Below are 18,965 nucleotides of genomic sequence, written 5' to 3' on the forward strand. Positions count from 1 at the left end.
CCGGAACAACACGCGGCGCGAAGGTGGAGCCGTCACGGAAATTGGGCCAGAACCTGAATCTTGATCCCTTTCCGGCATCTGAAAGTTGACCCCTGCGTGCGGTTATGCGATCAGGTCTCGGTTTTCTGACTGGGCATCGGACGGCCGAGATCACGATCCTTGAGGCGATAGCTGTCACCTTTGAGCGAAATGACATCTGCGTGATGGACCAGCCTGTCGATCATCGCCGCGGCCACGACCTCGTCGCCGAACACCTCGCCCCATCTATCTGGGGTTGGCACTTGTTCGTCTCCGTGGAAACCCGCAGCTCGCCTCAGCACCTCGCTTGTCGAGTTCCATGTAACCGAGTTCGTCCAGCAAAAGTAGATCCACTCGGCCGTAGCGGGCGATCGTGCGGGCGAGTTGTTTCTCGTCGGCGGCTTCGACGAGCTCGTTCACTAATCGGGTGGCGAGGACGTATTTGACGCGGTAGCCCGCTTCGGCGGCCGCCGCGCCGAGCCCGATGAGTAGATGCGATTTCCCGGTTCCGGAGTCCCCGATCAAGCACAGGGGTTGGCCTTTGCGGATCCAGTCGCCGGTGGCGAGGGTGCCGATGGTGGCGGGATTGATGTTGGGGTTGGCGTCGAAATCGAAGTCGGCCAACCACTTTTCGCGAGGGAACCCTGCTCCCTTGATTCGCCGCACCACACTTCGCCGGTCACGGTCGTCGCATTCGGAAAGCAGCAACTCCGCCAGAAATCCGTAGTACGAAAGCTGGTCCTTGCGGGCGGCAGTGGCGGCGTCCGCGACGACGGCACGGATGGTGGGTAGCCGTAGCCGGCGGCAGGCTTGATCGACTGCGGCGGTGGCGGCTTCCTCGGTTAAACCTCGGCGGCGCAGCGTGGTGGAAACCGTGACGGGTGGACGAACCATGTTCGGGCCTTCTTTCACTCGGCTCGGGCGGCGGATGGGGCGAGATTGCGGCGTTCGGGGAGTCGCAGGAGTTGGTCGTAGTGATCGACCGTCGGTGCGGGCCGAGAATCGGCTGGCAGACCAGCGATGATCGCTGCCGGATCGGCGAGACGGCGTTGGGTCAGGCTGACAACGCGTTGCTCGCGGCCGTCGCGACGAGCAACGAGATGACGGCCTGAATCAGACCCACCCGCATCGACCTCCGATGATGCGTGTCGGCGGGCTTCGACCGCGACGACATCAGCGGTCACTGCACCCACGGTCAGCGCGGCTTCGATGCCCGCGATTACGTCATCGCTATCGATGGTGCGGTGCAGGAGCAGGACATCGATGAGTTGGCGGGTTCCGCCGGCGTCACCGTCGGTTTTGCGGGCCGCCGCCCAGAACGCGTCATGAGCGGCGGTGAACGTCCCGTTTCTGCGGGCTGCGGCCAAAGCGCTGGCCCCTGGCAGGGCACCGGGTTTGGTGCGCAGTACTTCCAGGTAGTGGTCGAGATCGAGGCTCTGACCGCCCCGGGCGATGACCCGTTGATGGCGAGCGATCGCCGCCCGTCCGTCGAAGACCACCACTTCCGATGCCCGCAACGACACCCGCACCTTCCTGCCGATGAAACGTGCTGGGACAGAGTATTTCGCCATCCGCACCGTGATCAACGCTGACCGATCGACCCGCGGTTCCAGCGACAATCCAGGATCGAAGCCCTCGCCTGGAACAGGGCGCAGAAGCGGTGCTTCGACGGCGAAGTCCTGCCCGACAGTGCGTATCCGGTCATTGATGCGCCGACTGTCGTCGGCGGTGTCCCAGCCGCGGATCTTCTCGTTGAGCTCATCGAGGGAGTCGACAACAGGCATCGGGGACAATCGGTTTCGGCGGAACCGGCCCACCTCGCCCTCTACACCGCCTTTTTCGTGCGCCCCGGAGATACCAGGCTGGCAGTAAAACGGGTCGAACCCGAAGTGCGAACGAAACAGCACCCACCGCGGGTTCTCCACACGAGCACGAGATTGCCCGTAAATCACTTTCTGCACTGCACTGGTCAAATTGTCGTAGCGAATGTGACGGGTCGGGACACCGCCGATCTCGTCGAACGCGGCGATATGACCTTCGAGGAACGCTTCCTGCCCTTGGGTCGAGTACACGCGGTGCACGGATTTCCCCGAATGCGAGAGCCGGAAGGCGAACATGTGGCATTTCGTTTTCACCCCGGCCAGGATCACCCATACTTCACCGAAATCGACTTCCGCTTCGGCACCGGGTGCGTGTTCCTGCGGGACGAATACTTCGATGCGGCGTCCGGCTTCGACGTCGATCTGTGCTCGCCGGACCCGCACGTAGTCACGCACCGTGGAATACGAAAGGTGCTGCGCTCCATGTTCGTCGGCCAGCCTGGCGAGGATTCGGCGGGCCGTGTGGCGTTGTTTTCGTGGTGCGTCGATATCGGCGGTGAGCATGGCGTCGATCGCGGCTTTGAACGGATCCAGTTTCGGGGAACAGCGCACCGGGATCTTTCTCGGTGGCGGCTCCGCTTGCGCCAACGCCATCCGCACCGTTGCCCGGCCGACCTGGTGGCGGCGGGCCAACTGCCGGATCGAATACTCCTCGATCCGGGCGTCACGTCGAATTCGGGCGAACAACTCCATTCGAGTCTCCATCACTGCCCTCCAGCAGTTGCTGGCATCCGAACAAGCCAGATGGCACCAACTCTGAGGTGGGCTCAGCTCAAACCGTCATCATCGGTCCGGCGAGTCGCAGATGGGTCTGGGTCTGGCCGTCACGGTGGTCTCGACTCAAGCTGTCATAAACAGATGTGTACCCGTCAAGTGCTATGTGGTGAGCGCGGTAGTACCAGAACCAACGGTCCGGGCCGACGCGCAGCAGCTTCGCGATTGTAAGCGGCTGGTCCGAAGATAGGGTCGCGGTCGACCATTCGTGTTGCATCCAGGAGGTAGCTGCTCCGACGGGATTGTCGAATCGGCGAAAGTCCAGCCTTTCGCCGACAACGGCGATGTTCACGTCGTCATGCAGTTCCGGGACACCGTCCGTCACGCGTAGGTGAAGGCCTGCAATACCGAATTCACGGTGAGCGATGACCGTTGCGGATTCCAGGCGGTCTGCGTCCAGTTCTCCGGTCAACTCGGCATACTGCGCAATGACGTACGGGGTTGTGGGGTCGAGCGTCTGCGCGAAATATAGAGACCGTTGCGCGGCCGTCAGTGACGTCATACTCGGGCCCGGATAACGACGATTTCCTTGATGTCCTGTCCAGGTTCGATGACGCGCATCGACTCGAGATATGTCCTGCGCGACAACTGGGCTGTACCGTCCCAGCTGTGTGCGGGGCCGATTCGCGGCTTCCGGTTGCATAGCGACGGAACGTTAGGTGGGGTCGCTATGACGAGGTCGTATCGACGACCGCGCAACAGGGGCAGGAGGCCCCCACAGCTGACGCGGATTCTGGCGCCATGGAACTGTCCGCTCAACCACGGGCAGACTGCAGCGCGGCGTGAGATGTCGGCAGCGAAAACTGATTCGGTGCCGGGACCGGCTGCACAGGCGTTCACAGCGCCACGACCGGAGCGCGGGTCGAGTACCTGGGACGAAGCATCCATGTGTTCGGCGAGTGCGGCATCCGAAATCAATCGGGTACGGCTTTGTGGTGCATACACTCCGGGGAATCGAATCATCACACTGCGCTCCTGTCGTCGACTCGCTCTAAGGGGATTTTTGCGCCTGTTCCTTCCGCACGGTCCTTGCTCCGCTCTCACCGATTCGATAGACGTAGCAAGGGGAGTTGTGTTCGAGCCGTTCACTTGCGTCGGTGGTGATCGGGACTAGGACCACGGTGACCTCTGTCGTCAGTGCAGGCAATATTTCGAGTCGTATGCGTGCATTCGGCCAGAGAACTGTACAGAGAACCAGAATCGCGGAAAGCGGAACGAGCACGACGACACAGCGGACGAGAAGTGGACGCGCCGACAATCCGCCGATCCTGGTCAGTCCCACGCAGACCAACGTAGGGAGCATTTCTTGGAGAGTTCTGGGGGCACGTGCTCGCGTGGATTCTCTTGCCGGAGTGCATTGCCGTCCCGACCTCGCGCACTTTCAGCCGGCTGCCGGAAGGATGAGTTCGAAGGCGGAGCCGACCCCTGGCGTCGATTCGATAATGACTTCGCCGCGATGTGCATGTGCGATCTCGCGGACCAACGACAATCCGATTCCGTATCGGCGCGAACCTGCAGGCTGCATCTCCCCATGCGAGAACCTGTCGAACAGAATGGGGACGACCTCGGGAGCGATCCCGATTCCGGTGTCGCTCACACGGACTTTGACCTGATCACGATCACGTTCGACACGGAGAAGGACGTGACCGCCCGGTCGCTCATGCGCCAACGCATTATCTACGAGCGCGAGAACAGCGCGGCGCAGAGCAGATTCGATCCCCAGGACCACAGGTTCGCCCGTACCCGACTCACTGGTTTCGACGGAGACCCCCGATTTCTGGGCGTGATCTGCGACGCTGCCGCGCACTTGCTCACAGACCGCCGCCATATCGACCCGATGCCTCGACTGTCGTCTGTCATCCATCGACGCCGCCATCAAAAGATCTTCGATCACTTCGCCCAGAGCGCGAGTGTCGTCGACCAGTCCGTTCAATTGAGCTACCAGCTCGAACGACTCGATCGAATTTCCTCGACGGGCCAGAAGTTGTGCGCGAGTATGCAATACGGTCAATGGTGCGCGGAGTTCATGCGACGCATCGGCGACAAATCGTCGCTGCAACTCGAGAGCCTGGCTCAGCGGCCTGATCGCACGCCGTGACAACAGAAACACGACACCCACGGATGCAGCAATACCGGTGATTTCGGCGAATCCGAGCGCCAGGAGAAGTCGCTGTCTGCCGGTTTCGTATGGCTCGAGTGCTGCGACAACTGCCACACGGCCTTCGGCGCCATCCGAGACGAGGGCGCGATAATTTTGAGCTGCACTGCTGAAATCGGTATAGCCGACCGGCGAGTCGAGGAGACCAGTGGTACCACGAGGTGCGCGTGGGCTGACAGCAACGGCACCATCGGCCGAGCGGAATGCGAGCGACATACCAGGGGGCGGATCATCCGCATCGTCCGCCGTCGCCGCAACCTCGGTCAGTGCAGAGCGGATTTGACGATCCTGTGCCCGCGCGTAGCCGAGGTACGATACGGCTCCCACGATCAACAACACGGCGCCCAGCGCGACGGCAGCCTGTATCGCCGCGGATCGGCCGGCTCGCCGTAGACGCGCCTCGTCGCCGAAGCCAGTGGTAGATCCTCGGTGGCCCTTGACTTTTCTGCGGCAGATCATTCTCCGAACCGATACCCGAGGCCGTGAACCGTTGCGATGACATTCCGGCCGAGCTTACGTCTGAGGTAGTGAACGTAGGTATCGACAGTGCCCGGGGTGTCTGCGCTTCCGAACACGTGCTCGAGCAGTTGGCTGCGAGAGAAGACTTGTCCAGGTGACGCGCACAGAAGTCCGATGAGTTCGCTCTCTCTTTCCGACAGTGAGGTCACCGAACCGGACGCCGTGTCCGTGGCTGTCCGGTTGGCGCGATCGACTTCCCATCTGCCGACGTGGATCGGACTGGCCGAGGCGCGGCGGCGAAGCAGGGCGCGTATTCGAGCCAGCAATTCGGGAATCTCGAAGGGTTTGACCAGATAGTCCTCTGCGCCGGCATCGAGCCCCTCGACACGATCAGTGAGGGCACCACGTGCAGTGAGGATCAACGCGGGGACGCTAGAGTCGCGTGCTCGGAGGGTCCTGAGTAACTCGACGCCGTCGACGACCGGCAAACCTCGATCGAAGACGAACACGTCGTATGCCCGTGTCAGCGCCAAATGAAGGCCAGCTTGCCCGTCGTGCGCGACATCGACATCGTGCCCTTCGTCCTCGAACAAGTCCGCGAGCAAGCCCGCTAGTTGCCGATCGTCCTCGACGAGAAGAATTCGTGGGTTCGGGGCCATGAGTGCGAGCCTGCCACGTCTGTTCTGAGAACTCTCCAAGATTGTGTCTGGATCGTGGACGTCAGAGCCAGCGAGGGGTGTTGCGCCGACTCACAGCGGCTTCACAGCGACCGTCCAGGTGTGTATCAGCACCGAGGCCGATTGTTGAGTTCTTCATCGAGCATTTGAGAGCGGGCATCAGATGAATACACCGGAAGACGGATTCCGAAAGGTACGAGCAGTCACCGGAACCCTCGTGGCATTGGGAGTGGTCGGGGTCATCGGCGGAACGGCCCTTGCTTACTCCGATACCCAAACGGTGGCGACTGTGACGACGGTCAACGACATCCCTTCCGCTAACTCGGGCGCGGGCACTGCCTCCACCCCGACGTCCACAACTGCAACACCGCGCCTGTCGAGCGGGAGTTCCGGCGCTCACGGCTCCCACGCTCGATCGGCCGGATCGTGACCGCGGTGTCGCCTGTCGCGAGGTCGGAGTGGACGTTATGGGGAATCGAGGCGTCGATAGTGGTGACGGACCCTGAATCTCTCCTACCGGCCAGGTTGATCGTGGACGAATACCTAAACCGAATAGAATTGGCATGCAGCCGATTTCGCGATGATTCCGAGATTCGGCTGATTGAGAATGCCCGAGGTATCCCGGTCGAAGTGAGCAGCACTCTCGCACGCCTACTCCGAACAGCGCTTGATGGCGCCCGGATCACAGAAGGCGCGGTGGATCCAACCATCGGGGCGGCGATGATCGCACTCGGTTACGACCGCGACTTTGCACTGATCGAGGGCCGGGAGGTACCGATCCGAACGTCATTCGTCTCGAACCCACTGTGGAGTTCGGTCCGACTTGACGGGCAAACCGTCACTGTCCCGGCCGGTGTTCAACTCGACCTTGGAGCAACAGCGAAGGCGCTGGCGGCGGACGACTGTGCACTAGCAGTCAGCGCGAAGCTGAATTGCGGAGTGTTGGTGTGTCTGGGAGGAGACATCGCCACAGCAGGCCCGTCACCCGACGGTGGTTGGACAGTCCTGGTGCAAGACGGCGACGACGCTCCTGCCAGTAACGTCGTTCTTCCTCCGGGAGTGGCCGTCGCCACCTCGAGCACCAGGAAGCGCCGGTGGTCGCAGAACGGTCGAAACGTGCACCACATCATCGATCCTCATAGTGGTCGCAGTGCAGATGGCACATGGCAGACGGTCACTGTTGCAGCCAACAGTTGCGTGTCGGCCAACCTCGCAAGTACTGCGTGCGTTGTACGAGGGTTTGCCGGTGCGCAGGAGCTCGAGATCGAAGGTTTGCCGGCGCGGCTGGTGGGCTCGTCGGGTGAGATCCGTCTGCTGAACGGGTGGCCGTCAGATCGCGAGATCGTCAGTGCCAGGGAGGGTTTATAGCCATGGACGAGGCATTCTGGGCGTTCGGGCGTGGGACAGGAGTTACCGCCCTTGCCTTCCTCACGGTGTCGATGGTGCTCGGAATCTTCACACGCTCGGGGAGAGCGCTTGCGGGGCTTCCTAGATTCGGGGTACAGAACGTACACCGGGCCGCAGCATTGATCGGGCTCATATTGGTCGTCGTTCACATGCTGTCACTTCTCGCCGACCCGTACGCGCAACTTCAACTCGTGGATTTCATCTTCCCCTTCCTAGGTGACTACCGACCTGTCTGGTTAGGACTGGGCACTCTCGCATTCGACATTCTCCTTGCAGTCTCACTCACCGGAATGCTCCGAAATCGCATCGGGAACAGAACCTTTCGACTAGTTCACTGGGGCGCATACGCACTGTGGCCGATCGCACTCGCGCACGGACTTGGCAACGGTACCGATTCCGGGCACGCATGGTTTCTCGCGATCACCGTTGGTTCGGCGATCGCGGTCGTCGGATCAGTGAGTTGGCGGCTTCGGACCGACTTCATCGAGTACGCGACCTTACGTACTGCAGAACGGACATGACATGACCATCGGACTACTCGCCGCACGTTCACCCGACCTCGCCACGCACACAGCACTCTTCGGCCCTCTCCCGAACTCCCTGCAGCCGGGCACCTTGACGTGTCTACTCGCAGATGCCGAACTCGCAGGCAAGGGGGGAGCGGCGTTTCGTACGGCGAGCAAACTCGATTCCGTCACCGGAAGGCGCGTGGTGGTGATCGCGAACGGCAGCGAAGGGGAACCGCTCAGTCAGAAGGATGCGGTACTTCTCGAACATGCACCCCACCTCGTGATCGACGGATTGCTGCTGGTCGCGCACGAGACGAGTAGTCGAGAGATTTACCTTTATGCGGGAGAACGTCAGCTCCGGTTCGTGCGGCAAGCATTGGAGGAGCGGCGGAGCGCTGGATTCGGTGAGCTTCCCGTCAACCTCGTCGAGTCTCCGACAACTTTCGTCAGCGGCGAGAAGTCAGCTGTGATCGGGATGATCGAAGGGGGAGGAGCCCTACCTCGAGATCGATTCGCTCACAACACTTCATCTGGACTTCGCGGGCGGCCGACAGTAGTTCAGAACGTCGAGACCCTGGCGCACATCGCACTGATCGCCCGATACGGACCTGAGTGGTTTCGCTCGCGCGGAGTCAACGGTGGAGTGGGGACGATGCTGGTAACGATTTCAGGCGATGTGGCAGTCGGCGGTGTCGTGGAGGTGCCGATGGGGATCTCGGTGGCGAAGTTGGTGTCCGGGTATTCCCGCACTGATTCGGCAGGTGTGCGTGCTGTCCTGATCGGTGGGTATCACGGTGGTTGGATCGATGCGGTGGAGCTGTCGGCAACCATCATGTCAACCGCGTCGCTGGGCTTTGTCGGCGCCTCCCCGGGCGCCGGTGTCATTCACGTGCTCGACCACTCACGTTGCGGCTTGCAGATTTCGGCCGATATCGTGCAGTATCTCGCCGGTCAGAGTGCACGCCAGTGCGGGCCCTGCGTCAATGGATTGCCTCGACTGGCCCAGGCACTCTCTGAGGTTGCTTATCGGGAAGGCCGTACTCACAGTGAAGATTCAATCCACTACCTGGCAGATCTGGTCGACGGTCGTGGTGCGTGCAAACACCCCGACGGTACAGCGCGATTTGTGAGGAGTTCACTGCGTGTATTCGGGCGGGATCTCCGGTTGCACGCGGACGGTCGCTGCGAGGTCGGCGCGCATATGGAGGCCACGCCATGAGTAGGAGGGTGGGCAAAGTCCTGCATATCGATTGGACTGCATGCGACGGTCGCGGACTGTGTACAGAATTGTTGCCGACTTTGTTTGGGCGTGACGAGTGGGGATATCCGTTGGCGCATGACCGCCAGCGAGAGTCGCACGTTCCCACAGAACTCGAATCGGATGCTGAGCGCGCTGTTAAGCTCTGCCCTACTGCAGCTCTGCGACTCCTGCCGTAGGTGGGTTGATCTGTCATGAGGATTTCGGACAATGGAGATGACTAATTTCAGGCCGCGATCGCGAGCTGCTGATGACTATCAGTGAACCTCGTTCGGAGGCCGGCAGTCGAGCGTCGAGTGACGACGTCGCGGGTTGCAGAAACCTTCGATGTATCCCACAATATCTTGTCGCGCTTGATCTTTCGTTGCGTCGACGGTCCGGAAGACGAACTCGTTCTTCAGCGCGGGGAAGAATCTTTCGGCCGTATTCCTGTCCCAGCACACCCCGTGCATCCCATAGATGATCGCAGCTCCAGGCCGGACATCAGGTGACGAAATGCCCTGGAGTTGTATTGATTACCGCGATCCGGGTGGAAAACAGCTCCGGGTTCGATAAGCGTGGCAGCAGCAGCAGCAGCACCAGCAGTCGCTTTCGTCAACGCCTACGCGGTCAGGTCGATGCGCATATGGTCTGCGATCGACCACCCCACAACCTTTCGGGAGTTCAGCGGGTAAGCCCCAAAGTTCGAAGCTTCGTAACTAGTGTTTGCAGAATGCCGCGACTGATTCATCTGAATGGGGCCTCCGGTATCGGGAAGTCGACGATTGCCCGGATGTACGCCGACCGTCACCCCGGAGTGCTTAACCTCGACACCGATCATGTGGTCAGTCTCGTCGGTGGATGGCAAGACAACTTCTGGACCGCCTTGGTTGCGGCAAGAGAGCTCGCCGTCAGCATGGCGGCAACCCATTTGCAGAGTGGGCACGATGTGGTGATGCCGCAGCTAGTTACCCGAATTACCGAAATCGAGGACTTTGAGGTGGCGGCGAAAACTAGCGATGCCGAGTATCTCGAGGTCGTACTGATTGGAAGCAAAGAACAGGCGCTCGCTCGATTCGCCGAACGAAGTACGCACTTGGAGATCACCCATCAGCAGCAACTCGACCAGGTGATCGTGCAGAACGGAGGAGATGGACTTCTTGAACGAATTCACGACCATCTCACCCAGTACCTGCGAATTCGCTCGAACTACCTCGTAATCGACGCCGACCGTTCCACCGCAGAGGGAACCTACGAGTCATTGATCGCAGCACTCGCAGCACTCGCAGCACTCGCAGCTAGTTGAGCCGAGATAGAGGCAAGTGCATCGAGGGAAGCTCGATCGCGGCCGCCTCACTGCACGCGACTGCATTTGGACCTACCGGGCGTCCCGATTGGCGTTGGTCAGTGCACGCGGGGCAGTGCGATCCCGTATCTGCTGTCAGACTCCTGCAACTCCGAGTAGTTGCCCTACGGCGTAGGTGATGATCATCGCGAGGGCGCCGCCCAGCACCACACGAACTACCGCGCGACGGGGATTCGCTCCGCCCAGACGCGCGCTCACCGCGCCGGTCAGCGCCAACGCAAGCAGGACCGCGACGAAGGTGACAGGAATCCGAGCCCCAGTCGGTGGGGCGAGGATCGCGATCAAGGGAAGCAACGCTCCCACCGTGAACGATATTGCCGACGACAGTGCCGCGGAGATCGGGTTGGTCAACTCGTCGGGGTCGATACCGAGTTCGATGTCGACGTGTGCGGCGAACGCGTCGTGAGCGGTCAACTCCTCCGCGACTTTGTGGGCGGTTTCCTCGCTCAAGCCCCTGGCCTGGTACATGGAGGTCAACTCGTCGAGTTCTGCACCGGGCGTCTGCTCGAGTTCGCGGCGTTCTTTCTCCAACAGGGCGCGTTCGGTGTCACGTTGAGTGCTCACGGACACGTATTCGCCGAGCGCCATCGACACAGCGCCGGCGACAAGACCTGCAACACCGGCGGTCAGGATCGGGCCGCGGTCGGGTGAGAGGGCCGCGACACCGACGACGAGGCCTGCGACGGAGACGATGCCGTCGTTGGCTCCGAGTACCCCGGCGCGCAGCCAGTTCAGCCGCGAGGACACACCAGCGGTGTGTGGTTCGTCGTGAGCCGGTCGACGGTTTTCGCTGTCGTTGTCGGCTCCTCCTGATGAGCTCGGCGATCGAGGCGAATCTGTCATGACGGGCCGGGTTTCGTGAATTGTGCTGTGGCACGGGTATCGCCGTTGCACACGAACCACGCGGTGCTCGTTTCTGCGTGGTGGGTGGTTCGGATTTCGACGGTCTCGTCGATGGTGATGGGTTTCGTGTATTCCAGAACAGCTCGGTACGGAGCCTTTGGCAGGGACGGATGCCTTCTCTGCGACGCTTCGGCCGGTTGCCAGTACACGGCGTTGTTGACGTGATCGAATGGATCGATATCACTGGGCCGCAAACAGAATTCGGTACCCGCAGTGTTTGGCGCTACGTCGGTGATCCATCGTCGCCAGGTGAGGCGATGCTCGTCGGTTGTCGTGGCGAGCGGCGCCATGAAGTCATCGCTGATTCGAGACGGCATCCCGTTCTGTGGATTGATGTTGATCCAGAATCCTTCGGTTTCGATCAAACCGCCGCCGTCTGATTCGATACGCACTCGCATGGTGCACCAGCGGCTCGAGAGGGCGGAACACCATCGATGTAATCGTACGGTGTCGGGCCAGCTGATCGGTCTGATGACGTCGATGACCGTTCGACGTACCACCCACAGTGGGTGGGTCTGGGCTGCGCCGTTTGCTTCGAGGTTGTCGAAACCCAAATCTTGCAGGTAACGGGCTATGGCGTCGAGTCGTAGGCTTCGGTCCGGGTGGATGTCTCCGGTACGGACGGGCCACGAGTTACTGAAGACTGCCCCTTCGGAAGGGCGCGGTGCGAGCGGATCGGACTGTGACCCTCCGCGGTTCGCGGACGTGTGTGGTGCCGAGGTTGTCACGGGCAGAGCTCTTTTCGTTGTTTGTTCTCGGCTGGTCTATCCGAGTTGGTCGTTCCACACGGCTTTCGCTCCGCTCTCGCCGATCCGGTACACCTGCACAATCGAGCCGGCAGCGACGAGGACGGACAGGGCAGCGATTGTGATGACGACAATCCGCCAGAGTTTCGGCGACGCCGATGTGTCGGGACGATCCGCTCGCCACGTTGCGAAGCGTGTCGAGTGAAGGACCCACCATGCGGCGGCGAGGACGAACACCCCGATGGACCAGAACAGCATCTGATCACCCAATTCGGCATGTGCCTGGACTAAAGGATCTTCGGGGATTTGGTGTTCGAGCCATTCACCGGCGTCGGTGGTGATCGGCACGGCTATGAGTGTGATCAACGCGATCGCTGCTGGTGCCAGTCCCAGTCGGATTCTTGCAGCGGGCCAACATACCGCGAGAACGAGCAGTAGTGCTGATATCGGTACGAGGACAACGACGAGGTGGACTAGAAGTGGGTGTGCGGGTAGGCCGCCGATCGTGGTCAATCCCATATTTGATCTCCCGATCTCGTGCAACGACGCGAAAGTCAGCCGCGTGTCACGCGGCTCCGTGTCAACGTATCGACTGATTCTTGGAGAGTTCTCGGTGGAAGCCTATGTCCTTCAGAGGGGCAGTGCAGAGTTAATCCGTGCTCGCACGGGGCGTTTGCGTCATCGAACCCCGCCGGTCACATAGGGGGTCGAATTGCAGCTACCGGGGTATCCGCAGAGTGAGGCCTGCGGGAAGCGCTGATGGAGGGCAGCGCCGACGATGCGGCCCGCCGGGAAAGACGATCCTGGAAGTACCAAGGGCAATTCGAGGAGCCTTGACATGGTCAAATCCGAAGACCCAGACATGCGGTAGCCGGTGAAGAAGCCGCCGAAGTGGTCGCCGCCCCACGGCCGAGCGTGAAGTATGCCGTCGAGGCGATCGGGACATTCTTTCTGGTGTTCACCGTTGGGGGTGCCGCAGGCAGCGGCAGCCCGTTCGCACCGCTGGTGATCGGCGCGAGCCTGATGGTGATGATCTACGCCGGCGGCCACGTCTCCGGTGGACACTTCAACCCGGCGGTGACCCTCGCGGTGCTGGTGCGCTGCCGGATCGGGTGGCGTGACGCGGCCGGATACGCGATCGCGCAGCTCGTTGCCGGGCTGCTTGCTGCGGTGGTGGTGCGCGTGGTCGTGGATCCGGCGCGGGCCGCGGCCGTCGCGACCCTCACGCTGGCGGGTCGCACCCTGGTGCAGCGTTCGTCGTCGAGTTGTTGTTCACGTTCGCCCTGTGCTTCGTGATGCTCAACGTCGCCACCAGTAGGAGTCACCCGGACAATTCGTTCTACGGCTTGGCGATCGGATTCACAGTGATGGCAGGGGCATTCGCGGTCGGTGACATCTCCGGGGTGCGTTCAACCCGGCGGTTGCCTTCGGTGCGGTGGTGATGGGGATGTTCGCCTGGTCGACGTTGTGGGTGTACTTCGTGGCCCAGTTTGTTGCCGGTGCCGTCGCCGGTGCCGCGTTCCTTGTGCTCAATCCCGACGACAGATGAATGGCGCCGCCGACGGGACCGATCCAGGTTCCCTGGGCCGGCTTCGCCGCCGGACATCGAGAAAGCACCGCCCCACCCCCGAAAGGCACGACAATGACCGACATTGAGCCCACACCGAGGACGACGACGGATTCCGGCATCCCGGTCGAGAGCGACGAGCACTCACTTACCGTCGGACCGGACGGACCGATCCTGCTGCACGATCACTACCTGATCGAGCAAATGGCGCAGTTCAACCGCGAACGCGTCCCCGAACGGCAACCGCACGCCAAGAGCGGCGGCGCCTTCGGCCAATTCGAGGTGACCAACGATGTCAGCGGCTACACCAAGGCCGCGGTATTCCAGCCGGGTACGACGACCCCGCTGGTGATCAGGTTCTCCACTGTGGCCGGCGAACGCGGTAGCCCCGACACCTGGCGTGACCCGCGCGGCTTCGCGGTGAAGTTCTACACCATTTGATCCATCCGATCCGCTCGACATTGCCAGGTCAATTCCGGCTTTACCGAACTGTCGAGCTTTCGCCGGGGACTGACGGTTCCGGTGAAAGAACTTGAAGAAACCGGGTTTTCGTCCGAGGTTGAGTAATCCGCGTACGTACGCTGTCGACAGAAATCCGCATGCGGCATCACCTGCGACAAATGCTGGTGAGTGTCAGTGTCAGCATCTCTCGAGGTCTTTGGCGCCTTCGAGTGGCGTCTTCAGGACACAGCGTTGGTCAGCCCAGAGAGTAGGGCCGTATGACTGTGCGGCCGGTGGCCAACGACTCTCGAGCAACCGGTACGCGACTTCTACCTTTAAGGGCAGCAGTCGTCTGAGGTTCGCGTGCACCGCAGTTAGCTGCGCGCATCGACCGATGTCACTCGATGAACGGTCCCAGAGAGGACAAAATGCGCAGCGCTACATCATCCAATCCCTCAGCCGGGTCGGCGTCGGAGGCCGCGGCGGTCGAATGCGACTGTCCGGTGGCCCGCGTCCGACACCGACACCGATGCAGGCAGGCAGAGGGGGAACGGCCGTGAGCGTCGACAGGCGAATAACTTCAGGTCAAGTGTGTAGTGATCGACGCTGCAAAGGATTTTGCGGTGATCGTGACGTAGACAGTCGGAGTACACGGTGACCGACATACCGCCGACCGCCCAGACGTCGTTGCAGCGACTTCGGTCGCTGCTCGAACCGGCTCTGGTGGTGGTCACGGTGACAGCGCTGATTCTCGGCGGGATCGCGTGGGTCGTTGGTTGGCGTGCGATCGCCGAGGGGTGCTGGGTGGCAGGAACGCTGGTCGCCGTGGTGCCCGCGCTGGTCTGGGTGATTGTGGCATTACGCAACGGCCGGGCGGGAGTGGATCTGCTCGCAGTGTTGTCGCTGGTGGGCACTCTGTGGGTCGGCGAGTACGTGGCCGGTGCGCTGATCGCGGTCATGCTGTCCACTGGGCGTGCCTTGGATGCGGCCGCACAACGGCGCGCGTCGCACGACTTGCGGGCCCTGCTCGAGCGTGCGCCGCGGTCCGCGCGCCGGCGTATCGGCGACGTGATCACGGTGGTGCCATTGGACGAGGTCGTGGCCGGTGACCTGCTCGTGGTCGGCCCCGGAGAAGTGGTCCCGGTGGATGGCCGGGTCGAAGACGCGGTGGCGGTCCTCGACGAGTCGGCGCTCACCGGTGAACCACTTCAGGTTGAACGCGCGGTCGGTGAACCGGTGCGCAGCGGTGTGGTCAATGCCGCGACCGCTTTCGAGATCCGAGCCACCGCAACCGCCGACGCGAGCACTTACGCCGGGATCGTGCGGTTGGCGCAGCAGGCGGGCGCCGACAGTGCACCGATCATTCGGCTGGCTGATCGCTATGCAGCATGGTTCCTGCCATTGGCGCTCGCTGTCGCCGGCGCCGCGTGGCTGGCCAGTGGGTCAGCGGTACGAGCGGTGGCAGTGCTGGTCGTGGCGACGCCGTGTCCGCTGCTGCTCGCAGCGCCGGTGGCGATCGTCTCCGGCTTGTCGCGGGCTTCGCGACAGGGTGTGGTAATTCGTAGCGGCGGGGCGCTGGAGAATCTCGGCCATGCGACGACGCTGGTGATGGACAAGACCGGCACGCTGACCGCCGGTCGACCCGTCGTCGTCGACGTCGTGGCGGCGCCCGGCAGCGACACCCCCGAGATCCTGCGACTGGCCGCCTCGGTGGACCAGATGTCACCCCACGTGCTTGCCGAGGCCATCGTCACCGAAGCCCTCGCACGGCACCTGTCGCTGTCGTTGCCCGTCGAGGTGATCGAACACCCCGGACGCGGAGTCACCGCCACGGTGAACGGCGCCAGGGTTGCCGTCGGCAAGCTCGCCGGCGAGGCATCCGAGGCGGATTGGGCCGTGGCGGTCGTCAACCGGGCCAGCCTCGATAGCGCCGCAATCGCGTGGGTCAGTACCGACGACGAGCTCGTCGGCGCGGTTCTTTTACGAGACCCGCTGCGCCGCAACGCACCCAGGACGGTTCGGAGGCTGCGCGCTGCCGGAATCAACCGATTGGTCATGCTCACCGGTGACCGTGCGGCACCCGCGCGGGAGGTGGCCACCGTGCTGGGCTTGGACGAGGTGTACGCCAATCAGAGCCCCGCCGACAAGGTCGCTGCCGTGCGGGCCGAACGGGAACGAGCCGTGACCGTGATGGTCGGCGACGGCGTCAATGATGCCCCTGCTCTGGCTGCGGCCACGGTCGGCGTCGCGATGGGCGCCCGCGGTGCAACGGCCTCCTCCGAGGCCGCCGACATCGTGTTGACGACCGACCGTTTGGACAGGCTGGCCGACGCGATGGACATCGCACGTTGGTCACGGCGCATCGCGGTCCAAAGCGCGGTGGCGGGGATGGTGCTGTCCCTGCTGGCGATGGGTGCTGCCGCAGTCGGACTGCTGCCGCCCGCGGCGGGGGCTTTGCTGCAGGAAGGCATCGACGTCGCGGTGATCCTCAACGCCCTGCGTGCGCTGCGAGGCAACCCTGCCGCCGGGATCGAGCTGCCGGATGGCACCGACGCGATGCTGCGCCGCTTCTCCGGCGAGCACGACAAGTTACGCGATGGACTGACGCTGCTGCGTGATGCCGCCGACAATGTTGCCGCCGGGTCCGGCAAACCTGCGATCGATGCCTTGACCCGAGCCCAGAGCTTCCTCACCGAACGACTATTGCCGCACGAGGACGCCGAACAGACCGAGCTGTACCCGGCGTTGGCGACGCCGCTGGGCAGCGCCGAGGCAACGGCCACGATGAGTCGAACCCACGCCGAGATCCACCGGCTGACCGACCGCATCGGCAACCACCTGCAACTGGCTCACGAGGCCGGTGGCATCCAACCCAGCCAGGTCGACGATCTGCGGGCCTGCCTCTACGGGCTGCATGCGTTGCTGCACCTGCACTTCCTGCAAGAAGAAGAGAACTACTTCACTCTCGCCGACACCGAACTCCCCGAGGGACGAAAGACAGCACTGACCGTGCGCGCCCGTCGATACCGGGAGAAGGGAGCACGTGACATCGAAGAACGGATTCCCTCAGTCCGCGGCTGACTGGAGTGTTCCCGATTTGATGGACACGCTCAATTCCGGGAGCGCTGTTTGCGGTGCCCGGACCTCTGAGGCGGGAATTCCGTCCAGAGCTCCGGTGTTTGGCGGTGTTTCATGAACTATGTGCTCGCTTGGGTAGCGCCGTCGCAGACCAACCATCCGGTGACCCAAACGAGGTGTGGGATTGCATCGAAACTTGATGCTCTCGTCCGACCCGTTTCCGCTTTCCAGGCAGTTGTTCCGATCTCTCCTTCTCGGTGTCCCGGCCTGCACCCGGGTATACCCCCGGGGGTACTTGACATACCCTAGGGGGTATATGGCAACCTGTAGTCATCGCACTCCACAGAACAGGGAAGGTTGTCCGATGATCCTCGAGCAGTACTACATCGAGTGCCTCTCGCACGCGTCGTACCTCATCGGCGACGAGAGCACCGGCCGCGCCATCGTGATCGACCCGCGCCGCGACATCACCGAATACCTCGAGGACGCAACCCGATACGGCCTGACCATCGAGGGTGTCGTCAACACGCACTTTCATGCGGACTTCGTCTCCGGTCACCTCGAGTTGGTCGAGGCTACCGGCGCGTGGATCGGTTTCGGCGACGCCGCGGACACCGATTACCCGATTCGCCGACTGCGCCACGGCGAGCACCTGACGCTGGGGGAGGTGGACATCGAAATCCTCTCCACCCCCGGCCACACGTGGGAGTCGATCAGCCTGCTCGTTCGCGAGAATCGAGACGCTGAGCCGTCCGCTGTGCTGACCGGGGACTCGCTGTTCATCGGCGACGTCGGTCGCCCCGACCTGGCCAATCTCGGCGACGGCACCAATACCGACCTGGCTCGGGCGATGTACCGCACCGTCCACGAGAGGCTGCTGACCTTGCCCGACGCAGTGGCCGTGATGCCGGCTCACGGCGCGGGGTCGTCCTGCGGCAAGAACCTCTCTTCCGAGTTGACCTCCACCATCGGCGAGCAACGCCGCACGAATCCGTCGGTGCAGCCGATGAGCGAAGACGCGTTCGTCGCTCTCGTCGCCGACGGCCAGCCTGCGGTGCCGGGGTATTTTTCGGCCGCCGTAGCTTTGAACAAGTCGAATCGTGCACTCCTCGAACAAGATCGGTTTGTCTCCGAACTCTCACCGGGAGAGCTCCGGGTCGAAATGGCCAGCGGAACACGCGTTCTCGATGCCCGCACCCCCGACGATTTCGCCGCCGGGCATCTGCGTGGCTCGATCAATGTCGGTTTCGACGGTAGGTTCGCCGAAACCGGCGGCATGGTCGCCGATATCGGCGAGCGCATCGTGCTCATCACTTACCCGGGTGAGGAACAGGTTGCGGCAATGCGTTTGGCGCGCATCGGATCCGACAACGCGCTCGGATACCTCACTGTCGACGTTGATGGAATTTTTCCGGACGCGCTCGCCGACCTTGTCCGTACCGCGCCGCGCACCACGGTGTCCGAGCTCGAGGGTCTCCTGGCCTCGGGCGCGGTCACGTTGATCGACATCCGCAACCCCGGCGAGCGTGACTTCGGTGCCATCGACGGCGCCCGGTCAATTCCCCTCGCACAGTTGCGTTCCCAACTCGCGGACCTGCCACGAAGCAAACCGATCGTCGTTCACTGCGCCGGCGGCTGGCGCTCCTCCGTCGCCGCATCACTGTTGCGTGCCGACGGCATCGAGAACGTCAGCGACCTGGTCGGCGGATACACGGCCTGGGTCGAGCGATCTTCCGAATAGCGCC

The 18,965-nt window shown here is 62.5% G+C and carries 19 protein-coding genes and 3 pseudogenes; 12 read left to right on the top strand and 10 right to left on the bottom strand.

All coding sequences use genetic code 11. From position 1 onward, the window contains the following. Positions 1 to 110 precede the first annotated feature (110 nt). The 6 genes and pseudogenes from istB to M1L53_RS31845 form a co-directional block, all read right to left on the bottom strand. Positions 111 to 912 (bottom strand): annotated as a pseudogene (gene istB / locus M1L53_RS31820) (IS21-like element helper ATPase IstB). Positions 913 to 957: 45 nt separating this feature from the next. Continuing rightward, positions 958 to 2,603: pseudogene (istA, locus tag M1L53_RS31825) on the bottom strand (IS21 family transposase); the annotation flags it as partial. Positions 2,604 to 2,670: 67 nt separating this feature from the next. After that, entirely contained in the window at positions 2,671 to 3,174 is a 504-nt protein-coding gene (locus M1L53_RS31830) for a condensation domain-containing protein (protein WP_058037343.1), read from the bottom strand. Then, complete coding sequence (locus M1L53_RS31835) at positions 3,171 to 3,635, bottom strand: hypothetical protein (RefSeq protein ID WP_058037342.1); 465 nt, start codon at positions 3,633 to 3,635, stop codon at positions 3,171 to 3,173. Before M1L53_RS31835 ends, M1L53_RS31830 begins: the two co-directional genes overlap by 4 nt. Positions 3,636 to 4,053: 418 nt before the next feature. Next, on the bottom strand, positions 4,054 to 5,289 hold the full coding sequence (locus M1L53_RS31840; protein WP_058037341.1) for a cell wall metabolism sensor histidine kinase WalK: 1,236 nt from the start codon (positions 5,287 to 5,289) through the stop codon (positions 4,054 to 4,056). Continuing rightward, on the bottom strand, positions 5,286 to 5,948 hold the full coding sequence (locus tag M1L53_RS31845) for a response regulator transcription factor (protein WP_058037340.1): 663 nt from the start codon (positions 5,946 to 5,948) through the stop codon (positions 5,286 to 5,288). The genes M1L53_RS31840 and M1L53_RS31845 overlap by 4 nt, the downstream gene beginning before the upstream one ends. A 181-nt stretch (positions 5,949 to 6,129) precedes the next feature. Here M1L53_RS31845 and M1L53_RS31850 point away from each other — a divergent pair, with 181 nt between their 5' ends. The 5 genes from M1L53_RS31850 to M1L53_RS31870 all read left to right on the top strand — a co-directional run bounded on the left by M1L53_RS31850 (position 6,130) and on the right by M1L53_RS31870 (position 9,319). Further along, the gene (locus tag M1L53_RS31850) at positions 6,130 to 6,396 is read left to right on the top strand and encodes a hypothetical protein (RefSeq protein WP_058037339.1); all 267 of its coding nucleotides are present in this window, start codon (positions 6,130 to 6,132) and stop codon (positions 6,394 to 6,396) included. Between the two features lie 101 nt (positions 6,397 to 6,497). Continuing rightward, entirely contained in the window at positions 6,498 to 7,334 is an 837-nt protein-coding gene (locus M1L53_RS31855; RefSeq protein WP_231915143.1) for an FAD:protein FMN transferase, read from the top strand. Positions 7,335 to 7,336: 2 nt separating this feature from the next. Next, on the top strand, positions 7,337 to 7,894 hold the full coding sequence (locus M1L53_RS31860) for a ferric reductase-like transmembrane domain-containing protein (RefSeq protein WP_058037337.1): 558 nt from the start codon (positions 7,337 to 7,339) through the stop codon (positions 7,892 to 7,894). Position 7,895: 1 nt separating this feature from the next. After that, positions 7,896 to 9,101, top strand: coding sequence for an NADH-ubiquinone oxidoreductase-F iron-sulfur binding region domain-containing protein (locus tag M1L53_RS31865; protein ID WP_058037336.1), 1,206 nt, complete (start codon positions 7,896 to 7,898; stop codon positions 9,099 to 9,101). Then, entirely contained in the window at positions 9,098 to 9,319 is a 222-nt protein-coding gene (locus M1L53_RS31870) for a ferredoxin (RefSeq protein WP_082661328.1), read from the top strand. The genes M1L53_RS31865 and M1L53_RS31870 overlap by 4 nt, the downstream gene beginning before the upstream one ends. A 78-nt stretch (positions 9,320 to 9,397) precedes the next feature. Here the strand turns inward: M1L53_RS31870 and M1L53_RS34955 are convergent, their stop codons facing one another. Further along, positions 9,398 to 9,592 (bottom strand): integrase core domain-containing protein, encoded by a 195-nt coding sequence (locus tag M1L53_RS34955; RefSeq protein ID WP_082661327.1) that lies wholly within the window; start codon positions 9,590 to 9,592, stop codon positions 9,398 to 9,400. 260 nt (positions 9,593 to 9,852) lie between these two features. Between M1L53_RS34955 and M1L53_RS31875 the strand changes: the two genes are divergently transcribed. After that, on the top strand, positions 9,853 to 10,425 hold the full coding sequence (locus M1L53_RS31875; protein ID WP_058037335.1) for an AAA family ATPase: 573 nt from the start codon (positions 9,853 to 9,855) through the stop codon (positions 10,423 to 10,425). A 135-nt stretch (positions 10,426 to 10,560) separates the two neighbouring features. Here M1L53_RS31875 and M1L53_RS31880 read toward each other — a convergent pair whose 3' ends face one another. Genes M1L53_RS31880 through M1L53_RS31890 form a run of 3 tightly spaced genes read right to left on the bottom strand, consistent with a single transcriptional unit; the run spans position 10,561 to position 12,653 of the window. Then, positions 10,561 to 11,328: a VIT family protein gene (locus M1L53_RS31880; RefSeq protein ID WP_058037334.1), complete on the bottom strand. Its 768-nt coding sequence runs from the start codon at positions 11,326 to 11,328 to the stop codon at positions 10,561 to 10,563. Then, entirely contained in the window at positions 11,325 to 12,116 is a 792-nt protein-coding gene (locus tag M1L53_RS31885) for an acyl-[acyl-carrier-protein] thioesterase (RefSeq protein ID WP_058037333.1), read from the bottom strand. The genes M1L53_RS31880 and M1L53_RS31885 overlap by 4 nt, the downstream gene beginning before the upstream one ends. Positions 12,117 to 12,152: 36 nt before the next feature. After that, positions 12,153 to 12,653 (bottom strand): DUF2231 domain-containing protein, encoded by a 501-nt coding sequence (locus tag M1L53_RS31890; RefSeq protein ID WP_058037332.1) that lies wholly within the window; start codon positions 12,651 to 12,653, stop codon positions 12,153 to 12,155. A 435-nt stretch (positions 12,654 to 13,088) separates the two neighbouring features. On the opposite strand from M1L53_RS31890, the gene M1L53_RS31895 reads away from it, so the two are divergent. The 6 genes and pseudogenes from M1L53_RS31895 to M1L53_RS31920 all read left to right on the top strand — a co-directional run bounded on the left by M1L53_RS31895 (position 13,089) and on the right by M1L53_RS31920 (position 18,961). After that, positions 13,089 to 13,430 (top strand): aquaporin, encoded by a 342-nt coding sequence (locus M1L53_RS31895; RefSeq protein WP_231915140.1) that lies wholly within the window; start codon positions 13,089 to 13,091, stop codon positions 13,428 to 13,430. Continuing rightward, entirely contained in the window at positions 13,427 to 13,576 is a 150-nt protein-coding gene (locus M1L53_RS31900) for a hypothetical protein (RefSeq protein ID WP_331712738.1), read from the top strand. The genes M1L53_RS31895 and M1L53_RS31900 overlap by 4 nt, the downstream gene beginning before the upstream one ends. Beyond that, complete coding sequence (locus M1L53_RS31905) at positions 13,576 to 13,683, top strand: hypothetical protein (RefSeq protein ID WP_231915139.1); 108 nt, start codon at positions 13,576 to 13,578, stop codon at positions 13,681 to 13,683. Before M1L53_RS31900 ends, M1L53_RS31905 begins: the two co-directional genes overlap by 1 nt. A gap of 93 nt (positions 13,684 to 13,776) precedes the next feature. After that, a pseudogene (locus M1L53_RS31910) lies at positions 13,777 to 14,136 on the top strand (catalase); the annotation flags it as partial. A gap of 660 nt (positions 14,137 to 14,796) precedes the next feature. After that, positions 14,797 to 17,223 carry a heavy metal translocating P-type ATPase gene (locus tag M1L53_RS31915; protein ID WP_231915138.1) on the top strand — a complete coding sequence of 809 codons (2,427 nt, stop codon included), beginning with the start codon at positions 14,797 to 14,799 and terminating at the stop codon, positions 17,221 to 17,223. A 361-nt stretch (positions 17,224 to 17,584) separates the two neighbouring features. Further along, positions 17,585 to 18,961: a rhodanese-like domain-containing protein gene (locus tag M1L53_RS31920; RefSeq protein WP_058037330.1), complete on the top strand. Its 1,377-nt coding sequence runs from the start codon at positions 17,585 to 17,587 to the stop codon at positions 18,959 to 18,961. Positions 18,962 to 18,965 lie beyond the last annotated feature (4 nt).

Source organism: Rhodococcus sp. T9N, assembly GCF_024436645.1.
Lineage (GTDB): Bacteria > Actinomycetota > Actinomycetes > Mycobacteriales > Mycobacteriaceae > Rhodococcus_F > Rhodococcus_F qingshengii.